The sequence below is a fragment of the Virgibacillus sp. MG-45 genome (assembly GCF_036409425.1).
In the GTDB taxonomy this organism is placed as follows: Bacteria; Bacillota; Bacilli; order Bacillales; family Amphibacillaceae; genus LDC-1.
Map to the genome: position 1 here is coordinate 66135 of NZ_JAXOFU010000013.1, position 13257 is coordinate 79391.

The window sequence follows — 13257 nt, forward strand, 5'->3', positions numbered from 1 at the left end:
TGTAAAAATATTATGCTCTTGGATGAAACGCTTTGTATACATCCTTTAATCTAGCTTTTGTTACATGCGTATAAATTTGCGTAGTAGCGATATCAGCATGTCCCAACATCTCTTGCACTGCTCTTAAATCTGCACCGTTTTCCAATAAGTGTGTGGCAAATGAATGTCTCAACATATGTGGTGTGATCTTTTTATTAATATTGGCCTGAAGTGCGATTTGGTTCAATATTTTCCAAAAACCTTGCCTTGACATCGCTCTACCATGATGATTAACAAATAAAGCGTTTTCTTCAGCACTATTTTTAACGAGCTTACCTCGTACTTCTTCTAAATATTGCTGTAAAGCTGCGGCGGCAGCATCGCCAATTGGTACAATGCGCTCCTTTGAGCCCTTTCCAACACAACGTACAAAACCCATCATTAAATGAAGATCACTCATTTTTAATGAAATTAACTCAGAAACTCGTAAACCAGTAGCATAAAGAAGTTCAATCATCGCCTTGTTACGAATCGCTAATGGTGAATCTAGTTTCAACTCAAGAAGTGCATCTACTTCCTGCAAGGATAATACATTTGGTAGTCTTCGTTCCTTCCGAGGTGTTTCAATGTGAAGACTGGCATCATGGTCCACCAGACTTTCACGTACTAAAAATTGATGAAACAAGCGAATGGATGATGTTGTTCGTGCCAGCGTTGCGGCAGATTTCCCTTCATACTTTAGCTTGTAGAGAAAACCAAGTATGTCCTTTCGACCAACAGCATTCCAATCCGTTACATGAACGGTTTCACTAATATAACGCTGATAATTTGATAAGTCTCTTTTATAGGAAGAAAGGGTATTGTCTGCAAGTCCTCTTTCAATTAATAAATAGTGAAAAAAATCATCATACGCATGTTTTAGCATATCTGTTACTCTCCAAACCGAAAAAAGACATTGTATTTATCCTTTACGTTTTCATTCTCATTAAAAACTTTAACAGATGGTCCTTCTGGTGTGTCGTATCTATGAAACTGTTCATACTCTGAGTGCATAATACGTAAACCGAAATAGAATAAAAACGTACATGCAATAAATAAAACAAAGACTTTAATTACATCCCAAAGCATATATTTCATCCAACAAATCTCCTCATAATAAAATTATTATTAAAAGATATGCCAAAAAAGACAAGCTTTATACATACAATGGGAAAACAATCTGAAAATCTTGTTTATTTATACCTTATACTCTTAAAATATCGTATTTCATTCATTTTGTAAATAAAATGCACATCCACTTCTAACTTGTTCTAAATGTTTTCACATTTAATAAAAATTGCCTTTTCAAATATAAAAAGGCAAGCGTATCACTTATTAAGATTTTACTGTCGCTTTTTGACATTGTTTGCATATTCCATGAAAGGTTAAGCGATGATCTTTAACCTGAAATCCCCAATGGTTTTCAATGATTTTTTCCACATCGCCTAGCAAGTCATCAACAACTTCTTCAACCGAACCACATTCAATACATACTAAATGATGATGAAAATGCTCCGCGCCTTCCTTACGTAAATCATATCGAGAAACACCGTCACCAAAGTTTATCTTATCTACTATCTTTAGTTCAGATAATAATTCTAATGTGCGATATACTGTTGCTAGCCCAATTTCTGGTGCTTTTTCCTTAACTAATAAATAAATATCCTCCGCACTTAAATGATCTTCTTCTCTTTCCAGCAACACTCTTACTGTTGCTTCTCGTTGCGGAGTTAGCTTGTAGCTTTGCGCGTGGAGCTGCTTTTTTATCCGATCTATTCGATGTTCCATGGCAGGTTCCCTCCTCATATCCCATCTTTATTATATGCACTCCTAATTAAAGTGTCAAAATAAAATGGATACAACAAACAAATGATAATAATTATTATTATATAATCATTATTATAGACAAATGATGTTTTATAGTATTCTCATTTAGAAAAATACGACTGAATAAAAGAACTCATTGCTTCATTAGCTACAAACGCTTCTAATGCCCCTGCGCACATTGCGAAAATGAATAAACCTAAATATACAGAAAGATATTTCCCGAAAGGCTGTAGGACAGGCTCTGTTACTCTTCTTGAAAATAATTTATTTAATAAAATTAGCGAAAATATCATCGATAGACTTCCAGCTATAATGTACACAGGAATAATAATAAAGTTTTGTGGCGCAATCGAAAAAGATGCAAGTAAAAATCCTTCCATACCAAGCTGATTCACAAGAAAGCCAACAGTAAATCCGACAACAAGGCCTTTAATAAATAACAAAATCCATACAATGGGAAGTCCAATAATGGATAGACCTAGAATGAAAAGCAGGAGTAAGTATTTTGCATGATATAAAAAGCTGTTCTTAAAAACTTCACTACTAGAAATTTGACTTTCAGATGCAATTTGACCAAAAAACTTTTCGAGATAAAAGAAAAGCTCTTGTTTTTGAATGACATTCATACTATTTACAATGACCGCTCCAAAAATAACGCCAGTTACAAATAAAATTATCATAAAAACATAAATGGTTGCGTGTTCTCTAAAATGATTTAGTAATTGTCCTTTGCTTGAGTACATGTGGAATTCCTCCATTCGATAAGCTGCTTTCATATAAAACTATGAAGGAATTCCGTTAAAAATACCTTGTATCTATTATTTTTTCGACGGACTACTATTCTTCAGGTAATAATGAGCCGTATTTCCCTCCCCCGCCAGCCTTTATCTTAATTTCTCCTTCTCTCATTTTACATATCAATGTTGCTAGTTTTTCACCTACTACTGATAGAAGCGCTTCATAGGAGGCGTGGTGAAGAACAAACATTTCTGTTCCAAATTTGTTTAGTAATTTTTCATGCGTTTTTGGTCCTAAACCTGGCAAATACTCTAATGGAACTTGATATAAATAAGTCGGGCGTTCATTAAGTGAACCTGCTCCTGACTTTAATTCTTGAATTCGGTCGTAAACCCCTTTTATTACTTTGTTCGAATGACAACTCGGACATTGATCTAATTTGGGTGTCAATGGTAGACTACAATCATCGCAAACCGTTGTGTAATATTTACCTAATTGAGGATTCATACCATAATTTTTCATGATGCTTCTTCCATCTATGTGATGGAGAGCCCATTGAAATTCTTTAAAAGACGGTTGCTCCAATACCATTTCTTGATACTCTCGGGCAATTTTCGGGAGTGAATGTGCATCTGAATTCGTCAAATATGTATATCGATGTAATTCTTCAATTTGATCAGCCATTCCCATATCTGCACTTAAACCTAATTCAATTCCATCAATTAGATCAGGATCAAATACTTCTGTTAATGAGCTTTTTACTCCTTTGCCATACAAGCTTTTAAAAGGGGTGAAAACGTGGGCTGGAATAAAGATACCAGCAAGCTCTTTTACTTTATATTGTAATTCTTTGGCTGTTCCATAATAACGCTGGGTGCTTAATGTAATATTTTTCATTCTCCCTGTTAACCAGGCTGAAAACAATTCTAGATTTTCTAATGTGGGAAAGTAACATAAAACATGGATCGGTCCTTGGCAGGCGTTATCATATACTTCAATTTCTGAACCAAGTATTAACGTAACCTCTTCAAAACGAATCCCGCCATCTGGAAGCTCGCATGCCTGCTTTTTTTCTATTAGCTGCTTTATTTCCAGCTGTACATTGGGAGATTGACAATCAATGATCCCGATCATATTTATTCCTTTATTTCGACTAGATTCCTTTAAAATATTTGTCACCGTTAATGTTTTTGCTCCAGTGATTTTTACTGGCTTATCGAATATATCTCGTCCTATATGAATATGCATATCTGCAAAATACGTTTCTAACATGATTACAACCCCAAACTATCTAAATATAAGATTGAATAATTCGTTTTCGCATCCTGAATTTCTTGATTGTACACAAGCTGCTTTGCTTCATCTAGTGTAAGTTCTAATAATTCTACAAACTCATCATCATCACCAGCAGGTGGTGTTTCTAATTTTGATAGTTGATCCGTCAAATAAATATACATATGTTCATCCGCAAAACCAGGTGATGTATAAAATGAATCAACGAATCGAAGCTCATTTGTTGTATAGCCTGTTTCTTCTTCTAATTCACGTATCGCTGTTCTCTCTGGTTTTTCCCCTTTTTCTAATTTGCCAGCTGGAATCTCAATTAATGTTTTTTCTAAGGCTTTTCGATATTGTTTAACGAAAACAATCTTTTTGTCCCTTGTGATGGCGATAACACCTACTGCACCTGGGTGCTTAATAAGTTCACGTGAAGCTGTTTTGCCATTCGGAAGTAAGACTTCATCTACTTGAAGCTCTACTACATTTCCTTTAAAAATGGCTTTGCTATTTATCGTTTTTTCTTCAAAGTTTTTCATTTAGAGCCATCCCTTCAAAATATATAAAACTAGATATGTTAGTGGTTATTATAGATGGTGCTTCCATTTTAGCATAAATTCTACTCATGAAAGTTATGTAATAGTTGTACTTTGTTCTTTTCCTTTTTAAAATAATGGTAATGAGATGAAAGGTGGAATAAAATGCGAAAAAACAGACTTGGTAAATCAGACATTGAAATGTCAGCATTAACGCTCGGGTGTATGTCACTAGGAACGAATAAACAGCATGCAAAAGCAATGATTGATCGCGCAATTGATGCGGGAATCAATCATTTAGATACAGCTGATCTTTATGATTTTGGTTGGAATGAGGAAATAGTTGGCGATGCCATTCAAGACAAAAGACATCAAATCGTTTTATCAACAAAGGTTGGCAATCATTTTAATCAAAAAAATAAAGAATGGTACTGGGATCCTTCAAAGCAATATATCAAAAACGCAGTGAAAAATAGTCTTAAACGTCTTCAAACTGATTATCTTGATTTTTGTATGCTTCATGGTGGAACAATTGAGGATCCAATTGATGAAACAATTGAAGCATTTGAATCATTGAAACAAGCAGGCTATATTCGAGCTTACGGGATCTCTTCTATTCGTCCGAATGTCATTCATGAATATGTGAAACGGTCGAATATCGACGGAGTGATGATGCAGTATAGCTTATTAGATCGACGTCCAGAGGAAGAAATACTTGATCTTCTTCACAAAAACCACATAAGTGTGTTAGCAAGAGGTCCACTTGCAAAAGGAATACTAAGTAAACATGGCAGTGCACAGATAGAAAAGAAAGCTAGTAACGGTTATTTAGATTATTCAATGTCGGAGCTAACTGCCTTATTTGAGCGATTAAAATCGCTTGTGGATGCCAACGGTTCATCTATACATGAAATAGCATTAACTTACCCGCTTCTACATCCGGCAGTTGTAACAACTGTTTTTGGTGCAAGCAGCATAAATCAGCTAGAAGAGGCTATTGAGATTGATGTACAGACACCAATTTATAAAGATTTATACAATAACCTGCAACAAATAACTCGATTAAATACATATACGAATCATCGAATTTACTAGGCTGAGCGAAAAGGATTTTTCATTCGATAAATCCGAACGAAATATAAGTTACCGTGGAGTAAATGAAGAGAATCCTTGAAAAGAAAATTGTGCGATATGTCGCTACTAAAGCATTCCTTGTCCTTGGAACGGCGCGAACCTCAACTAACTAGGGCTAGAAATTACGCTTTTCCAAGTTAGTTGAGGCTGTGGCCAGGGAAAAGAAAATACTGCAAAATACTAGTTTGATACAATTACGCTTGTTATGTCTTATCCCCATTTTTTTAATCATTTTTATTTTTGATGAAACTGTTTGTGCAATAATGTTTCCATAATATTAGGGAACAAATAATGTAATTTACTTCCTAGCTCCATCCAATATGGCATATTAATTTCCCGTTTGTTTGTAAATAAACGATTGACAATTTTTATTGCTACTTGTTCTGGGTCAAGCATATATTTTTCTATATTTTTCACATATGTTCCTTCTGGATCCGCTACTGCAAAGAAATTTGTTCGAACCGGACCTAGATTTACGGCTGTTACCTTAATTGGATCCTTGGAAAGCTCCAAGCGTAACGCATTTGTATAACCTAAGATGGCATGCTTAGAGGCTGCGTAGTATGAAGCCTTCGGAGTGGCGAGCTTTGCTGCTTGTGAAGCAACCGTAATAAAATGCCCCTCTTTTCTTGCTAGAAAATGTGGTAAAAGAAGTCTAGTCAAATGCATTACCGCAAAGGTGTTTAATTGAAACATCCGTTCAACCTGTTTCCACTCCATCTCTTTAATATATTGAAAAAAACCGATTCCAGCATTGTTAATTAAAGCATGAATCGTTTGCTGCTCTTCTATAATTGTATAAACAATTGCTTCAATTGCTCCTTCATCCTCTAAATCAGCTTCATAACAATAACTCTGAATCCCATATGTAGTTTTTATCTGTTCCATTTCTAACTGCATTTTATCCATTGAACGGGAAATCATAATCGGAACACCACCGTTCGCGGCGATTTTCCATGCGATTTCCTTTCCAAGCCCACTAGAGGCACCTGTTACAATAATCTTCTTATCCTTAATTCGTTTGTTCATAATAAATGAATACCCCGTCTTTCATTCTTTTTTTAATTAGCTTTTTTTCCTCTAAATAATCTAATTGTCCGATTGTTTCAGACATCGTCAAATCAAGTTGCCGCTCATATTGATGAGGAAATAACTGCTGGCATAATTGGAAGGCAGAGCTTGGATGACTCCTTACCATAGAAAGCACCTTTAAAGCTCGCTCTTCCTGCTTTTTAAGTCTATCTTTTATAATGGGAGCGGGCTCTGTAAATATCTTTCCATGTCCTGGAAGAACCTGATTAATATCCATGCGCAAGCATTTTTCTAAATTCTGTCGATATTGGAGCAACGGTTTTGGTCTCTCCTTTTGATTAATCGGCGGTTCCAATAATGGATTGGATGAAATATGATATAGCAAATGATCTCCACCAATGAACGTACCGTCTTTTTCTCGATAAAAAGATAGGTGAGATTGTGCATGTCCAGCAGTATTTACTGTCACCCAATCCTCGTGTCCTGGAAGAAGATCTCCTTCCCCTAAAGTTTTCGTTAGCTTTCCTTTTCCAGCATAGGATAGTGGCTTCCGAAGTTGATCAAGGTATGGATAAAAATGCGCTGGTACACCAGAGCTAATAAAGAGTTCCCTAAAAAATTGTTCATAGGATTGGAGAAAAGCTTCATCTCGAGTTAGCCATGCATCGACCTTCTGATCAGCAACAAGATGCTGAAGACGAGGAAACGCTTCAATTAAACCAATATGATCAGGATGATGATGCGTTAAAATAATTTGTTCAATATCCTCCAGTCCGTATCCGAGTGCATGTAATTGTTCAGTCATGGCTTTTTTTGCCTCAACCGTTTTGATACCCGCATCAATTAAGGTTAGTGTATCTCCTTTTAGTAAATATACATGTGTGTCACCCACTGAAAAAGGTGTTGGTATCGTTAGTTGGTGAATAGAATTTATATGAAATGTCATGTGCATCCCTCCGGAAGTGAATCATCATTCATTATCTTATAGTTTACCTTCATTCATGTCATTTGTCATTGTTCAATTTGACACCGAATGAATTGACTTTATAAGTAAAATAAAACACAATCAAACCAAGAGGTGAAACCATGAAAACTGAAATTATTGCCCATCGAGGTGCAAGTAGAATTGCACCAGAAAATACGATGCCCGCCTTTGAGCTTGCTTATGATATGGGTGCAGAAGGTATAGAAGTAGATGTTCAGCTGACGAAGGACAATGTTCCTGTTCTTATCCATGATGAAAATGTAAAACGAACTACGAATGGACGTGGCTTTATTAAAGACATGACATGGGATACAGTGACATCACTCGATGCAGGAGCTTGGTTTTCTCGCACCTATACTGGAACACAAATTGTAAGCTTAGAGGAATTTTTACGATGGGCTAAAAACAAGCAGTTAACTTTAAATATAGAATTAAAAAATAATAAAATAGATTATAAGCATATCGAGAATATTGTATATGAAATGCTAGCACACTATCAATTGCTTGCAAATAGTACCATTTCTACTTTTAATCCTAATAGTGTAGAAAGAATGAAACAATTTCAACATAAGGTAGGCGTCGCCTTACTTGCTTCAAGGAAATGTGGCAATCTTGTTAAGACGGCTGCTAGCATAGGAGCAAATGCATTACATGTAAAATACCGCTTACTCAATCAGAACTTAGTAAAAGCTTGTCATGCGAAAGGAATGCCACTACGCGTGTATACTATTAATAGCACAAGAAGAATGCATGCTGCTTTTAAAGCGGAAGCGGATGGGATTTTTACAGATGTTCCTGATAAAGCAATAGCCTTCCGAAAGGTATATAATAAGCATAAATAAAATGCGAAAAGATTTAAATATGAAGGAGGAATTTGATGCCCTCGCTTTTTTCACCCATTCAATTTAAGGATATAACACTTAAAAATCGAATTGTCATGTCACCAATGTGTATGTATGCATCTCAGGATGAAACTGGTAAAATCACCCCTTTTCATATGACACATTATATTTCGAGAGCAGTTGGTCAGGTAGGATTAATAATGGTAGAAGCTACAGCAGTTCTTCCAGAAGGACGCATTTCTGCAAATGATTTAGGGATTTGGAATGATGTGCACATTGATGGACTAAAGACTTTAAATGATGAGCTTCATTCCTATGGTGCGAAGACAGCTATTCAGCTTGGTCACGCTGGAAGAAAGGCAGTTCTCCAATCAAACGCCTATGCGCCCTCCCCTCTTTCATTTGATGAAACATCAAAGATGCCAGTTGCAATGGAACAGGGAGATATTAATCGAACAGTATTAGCATTTAAAGAAGGTGCAAAACGCGCGAAAGCTGCTGGGTTTGACATAATCGAAATTCATGCCGCCCATGGCTATTTAATTAACCAATTCCTTTCACCATTAACAAACATACGAACAGATAGGTATGGTGGATCGATTCAAAATCGTTATCGGTTTTTAAAAGAAATCATAGAAGCAATAAAAACCGTCTGGAATGGACCAGTGTTTGTTCGCATTTCAGCGAATGAATACGATGAGAAAGGAAATACAATTGAGGATATACTGTACATTGCTAAGCAAATGAAATCTGCTGGAGTTGATTTAATCGATTGTAGTTCAGGTGGTGTGGTTCCTGCCGCTATTTCTTCCTACCCAGGCTATCAAGTAACATATAGTGAAACTATTAAAAACAACCTTTCGATTTCTACAGGGGCAGTAGGATTAATTACTTCAGGAGTACAGGCTGAGGAAATTATTCAAAATAAGCGAGCAGATCTTGTATTTATTGGAAGAGCACTGTTAAGAAATCCATATTGGCCAAAACAAGTCGCAGATGAATTAAATATTTCTATACCTGCACCTTTAAGTTACAAAAGAGGATGGAAATAACTGCTTTTAGGAGAGATAATATGAAAATTATTTTTTTAGGAACTGGTGCAGGGATTCCTTCCAAGGAACGAAATGTCACTTCCATTGCACTTCATATGGCACAGGAATTAAATAGTACGTGGTTATTCGACTGTGGCGAAGGAACACAGCATCAAATACTCTGTACATCTATCAAGCCAGGGAAAATTAATAAAGTATTCATTACACACTTACATGGAGACCATATTTTTGGGTTGCCAGGATTTCTTAGCTCTCGTTCCTTTCAAGGTGGGAAGGATGAATTGCAACTGTTTGGTCCCCCAGGGATTAAACAATATATTGAAACAAGCCTACAGCTCAGTGAAAGTCATTTGACATATCCATTAACAATCGTGGAAATAGAAGAAGGGAAAATTTATGAAGATGCGAATGTAACTGTTTTTGCAAAGAAACTAGAACACGGTATTCCAAGCTATGGTTTTCGTATCGAAGAAAAAGACAAGCTAGGAGAATTACAAGTTGATAAGTTAATGGAGATTGGTATTCCCCCTGGTCCCATATACCAGAAAATTAAAAACAATGATGTGACAATTGCTCCTGATGGACAAGAACTGCACCGACATCAGTTTCTTGGTCCAAATAAGCCTGGTAGAGTCATAACTATTTTAGGAGATACTCGATTTAATAAAGCATTTCAATCTTTTATAAGAAACTCGGATTTACTCGTCCATGAAGCAACCTTTAGTGAGGAACAGGTGCTATTAGCAAAAAATTATTACCATTCTACGACAGCACAGGCTGCGCAAACAGCAAAGGATGCTGGCGTCAAAAAACTCATATTAACCCATATATCTTCCCGATTTCAAAAGGAGGATTATCCAAGGTTATTGGATGAAGCAAAAGCTATCTTTCCAAACACAGAGATTGCCTCTGATTTCTTAATGCTCGATATCCCATTAATTAAAGGAGTGGATGAGATTGATTAAAATAGCTGAACTTGTTCAAAACCAAAGACAGTTTTTCTTTACGAACCAAACAAAGGATTATTCGTTTCGGATTAACCAGCTAGATAATTTAAAGCAAATGCTTAAAACATACGAACGTGACATATACAACGCATTAAAAGCAGATTTAAACAAATCCGAGCACGAATCGTTGACAACCGAAATTGGTTTACTTTACAGCGAAATTGATTTTGCGAAAAAAAATCTTAAGAAATGGATGGCACCTGATAAAGTAGAACGCCCAATTACACACCAAGGAACAACAAATTGGATATACAAAGACCCATATGGTGTTACTTTAATCATCTCTCCATGGAATTACCCTATTCAATTAGCAATCGCCCCTGCTATTGGAGCTATTGCTGCTGGTAATACCGTTATTCTTAAACCGTCGGAATTAACACCAGCAACATCAACATTATTGGCGCAAATGGTCAGTCACTTCTTTGAAGCTTCCTTTTTTACTGTTGTAGAAGGAGACAAAGAGACGAGTCAGATGCTTTTAAAACAGCGCTTCGATTATATATTTTTCACAGGAAGTACAGCTATTGGTAAGGTTGTCATGGAAGAAGCTAGTAAACACCTTACTCCAGTAACACTAGAATTAGGAGGTAAAAGTCCAGCGATTGTAGATAAAGATGCAAACCTTGAGCTTGCAGCAAAACGAATTGTATGGGGCAAATTTACTAATGCAGGTCAAACCTGTGTTGCACCTGATTTTCTTTATGTTCATAGACAAGTAAAGAAAAAGCTACTAAAGCAAATCCGCAAGTATGTTAGAGAGCTTTATGGTAAATCCCCTCTCGAAAACAAACAATATGTACGTATTGTATCGAAACGACATTTCAAGCGTTTATGTAGCTTTTTAGAGGATGGTCAAATTGTTATTGGCGGAAAGAGCGATAAAACAAGTCTACAAATCGAACCAACTGTTTTAGAGGGTATAACTTGGGAAGATTCAATTATGCAGGAAGAAATATTTGGTCCATTACTCCCTATCCTTCCTTTTGATCATATTGATGAAGTAGTTGCAGAGCTGCAGCAAAAAGAAAAGCCGTTAGCACTTTATTATTTTGGCAACAAAAAAAGAAAACAGGATTCGATTGTTTCGCAACTTTCCTTTGGCGGTGGGTGTATGAACGATACATTGTATCATCTTGCAAACCCGCATCTCCCCTTTGGTGGTGTTGGTTCAAGTGGGATGGGCGCTTATCACGGAAAATATAGCTTTGATACATTTACCCATCAAAAAAGCGTCATGAAACAAACAACATCATTTGATTTACCCTTTCGCTATCCTGGTGGAAAAATTACAAGTGCCATTATAAAAAGATTTTTCTAAAATTCGACCGTTTACGGACAAGCTAGGCTCTAGGATATTATTATTTCTTATAATCATCTAAAAAGTCCTTTTGAAAGCTTGTCCGTGGTTCATTTTCTTGCTTTTCTTCGGTTAGCACTTTAAATGGATTTTCACCATATTTCTTCGTAAGCTTCTCGATTACAGCACTAATCTTTTCTTTGCCTTCTTCCTTTTCGTACGAAAAGATATCGAGCTGTTGCGCGATATTTTTCTTTTCTTCTACATCCTGTAATGTAATACCTAACAAACGAATAGGCTCTCCATTCCAGTGTGATTGCAACATTTCAAGTGCAATGGAAACAATCTCGTTTTTACTATCAATATATTCATAGAGTTTCTTGCTACGCGTGATCGTTTTGCGATCATGATAGCGGATTGTTAGCTGCAGGCTAAGAGCAGCAGCTTGCTTGCGCTTTATTCGTTTTTCAACATTATCGGCCAAAACTTGAATCAATTGTTTTAATTCACGTTCGTTTACTGTATCTTCTGGCAGTGTTTGTGAGCTTCCAATACTTTTAAATTCATTCACAGCTTCAGGATCTACAGGGCTTGGATCAATTCCATTTGCTCTATTTTTCAAGCGTTCTCCATTTATTCCTAGTAGACGCTTTAAAACATAACTATCTGTAGCAGCAAGATCCCCTATAGTTAGTATGTCAAGCTTGCGTAGCTTTTCTGCCGTCTTCGTTCCAACTCCATACATTTCTTCAATTGCGAGTGGCCATAATAGCGTTGGGATATCTCTTTTTCTCAATATCGTGATTCCCATTGGCTTTTTCATGTCTGAAGCCATTTTTGCTAAAAATTTATTTGGCGCGATACCAATACTACATGGTAAATGTAAGTTACGTTGAATATCTGCTTGGAGTTTTTTTGCAATTTCAATAGGATTACCTTCTACCTCCGTAACATCCAAATAGCCTTCATCAATGGATACTGGTTGAATATATGGGGTAATCTCTGCAAGCATCTTAAATATTTGACGCGAAGCTTGCCGATATCGATTGAAGTTAGGGCGCATGATAATAAGATTTGGGCAAAGCTGCTTCGCTTTCCACAATGGCATTGTTGTTTTTACACCTTTCGCACGTGCTTCATAGCTACTCGTAACAATAATCCCTTTTCGTTCTTCTGGATTACCTGCAATGGCTAGTGCTTTCCCTTTAAGAGCAGGGTCGTAAGCCATTTCGACAGAGGCATAAAAACAATTCATATCAAGATGAAAAATTACTCTAGCTTTATTTTGCTTCTGCTCATTCATGCAATTACTTCCTTTTCAGAACAATTGTTTGCATCTATTATAGCACATTGGTTAGCTTCCGATAAAATGGAAGCGCTCGTTCCTATCAACTTTCAATAAAACAAGGCTACGCTCATATGAGAATAGCTAATTTAACTTCATTTCCCCTACTTCTAGTAACTATCCGCCCGTAAAACGGGCGGTTTTAGTTTCGCCCTATAAGGGCACT

Annotated in this window: 14 protein-coding genes; 5 read left to right on the forward strand and 9 right to left on the reverse strand. The window is 36.4% G+C overall.

The window, feature by feature from the left end; genetic code table 11:
* Window positions 1-10: 10 nt before the first annotated feature.
* The 6 genes from xerD to SPK86_RS13505 all read right to left on the reverse strand — a co-directional run bounded on the left by xerD (window position 11) and on the right by SPK86_RS13505 (window position 4400).
* Window positions 11-904 (reverse strand): site-specific tyrosine recombinase XerD, encoded by an 894-nt coding sequence (gene xerD / locus SPK86_RS13480; protein WP_330949596.1) that lies wholly within the window; start codon window positions 902-904, stop codon window positions 11-13.
* 5 nt (window positions 905-909) lie between these two features.
* Complete coding sequence (locus tag SPK86_RS13485; protein WP_284140319.1) at window positions 910-1116, reverse strand: DUF4227 family protein; 207 nt, start codon at window positions 1114-1116, stop codon at window positions 910-912.
* A gap of 237 nt (window positions 1117-1353) precedes the next feature.
* Complete coding sequence (gene fur, locus SPK86_RS13490; RefSeq protein WP_330949597.1) at window positions 1354-1806, reverse strand: ferric iron uptake transcriptional regulator; 453 nt, start codon at window positions 1804-1806, stop codon at window positions 1354-1356.
* Window positions 1807-1946: 140 nt separating this feature from the next.
* Window positions 1947-2588 (reverse strand): stage II sporulation protein M, encoded by a 642-nt coding sequence (gene spoIIM / locus SPK86_RS13495; RefSeq protein ID WP_284140321.1) that lies wholly within the window; start codon window positions 2586-2588, stop codon window positions 1947-1949.
* 94 nt (window positions 2589-2682) lie between these two features.
* Window positions 2683-3855, reverse strand: coding sequence for an endonuclease Q family protein (locus SPK86_RS13500; RefSeq protein WP_284140322.1), 1173 nt, complete (start codon window positions 3853-3855; stop codon window positions 2683-2685).
* A gap of 2 nt (window positions 3856-3857) precedes the next feature.
* On the reverse strand, window positions 3858-4400 hold the full coding sequence (locus tag SPK86_RS13505; RefSeq protein WP_284140323.1) for an NUDIX hydrolase: 543 nt from the start codon (window positions 4398-4400) through the stop codon (window positions 3858-3860).
* Window positions 4401-4562: 162 nt separating this feature from the next.
* Between SPK86_RS13505 and SPK86_RS13510 the strand changes: the two genes are divergently transcribed.
* On the forward strand, window positions 4563-5492 hold the full coding sequence (locus SPK86_RS13510; RefSeq protein WP_284140324.1) for an aldo/keto reductase: 930 nt from the start codon (window positions 4563-4565) through the stop codon (window positions 5490-5492).
* A 273-nt stretch (window positions 5493-5765) separates the two neighbouring features.
* On the opposite strand, the gene SPK86_RS13515 is transcribed toward SPK86_RS13510, so the two are convergent.
* Window positions 5766-6560, reverse strand: coding sequence for an SDR family NAD(P)-dependent oxidoreductase (locus SPK86_RS13515; protein WP_284140325.1), 795 nt, complete (start codon window positions 6558-6560; stop codon window positions 5766-5768).
* The gene (locus tag SPK86_RS13520; RefSeq protein ID WP_284140326.1) at window positions 6544-7509 is read right to left on the reverse strand and encodes an MBL fold metallo-hydrolase; all 966 of its coding nucleotides are present in this window, start codon (window positions 7507-7509) and stop codon (window positions 6544-6546) included. The genes SPK86_RS13515 and SPK86_RS13520 overlap by 17 nt, the downstream gene beginning before the upstream one ends.
* A 140-nt stretch (window positions 7510-7649) precedes the next feature.
* On the opposite strand from SPK86_RS13520, the gene SPK86_RS13525 reads away from it, so the two are divergent.
* Genes SPK86_RS13525 through SPK86_RS13540 form a run of 4 tightly spaced genes read left to right on the forward strand, consistent with a single transcriptional unit; the run spans window position 7650 to window position 11767 of the window.
* Window positions 7650-8390, forward strand: coding sequence for a glycerophosphodiester phosphodiesterase (locus tag SPK86_RS13525; protein ID WP_284140327.1), 741 nt, complete (start codon window positions 7650-7652; stop codon window positions 8388-8390).
* Window positions 8391-8425: 35 nt separating this feature from the next.
* Complete coding sequence (namA, locus tag SPK86_RS13530; protein WP_284140328.1) at window positions 8426-9442, forward strand: NADPH dehydrogenase NamA; 1017 nt, start codon at window positions 8426-8428, stop codon at window positions 9440-9442.
* Between the two features lie 20 nt (window positions 9443-9462).
* A complete protein-coding gene (rnz, locus tag SPK86_RS13535; protein ID WP_330949598.1) occupies window positions 9463-10407 on the forward strand; it encodes a ribonuclease Z in 945 nt (314 codons plus the stop codon).
* Window positions 10394-11767 carry an aldehyde dehydrogenase gene (locus SPK86_RS13540; protein WP_330949599.1) on the forward strand — a complete coding sequence of 458 codons (1374 nt, stop codon included), beginning with the start codon at window positions 10394-10396 and terminating at the stop codon, window positions 11765-11767. Before rnz ends, SPK86_RS13540 begins: the two co-directional genes overlap by 14 nt.
* Before the next feature lie 40 nt (window positions 11768-11807).
* Here SPK86_RS13540 and SPK86_RS13545 read toward each other — a convergent pair whose 3' ends face one another.
* Entirely contained in the window at window positions 11808-13049 is a 1242-nt protein-coding gene (locus SPK86_RS13545) for a DNA polymerase IV (RefSeq protein WP_284140331.1), read from the reverse strand.
* Window positions 13050-13257 lie beyond the last annotated feature (208 nt).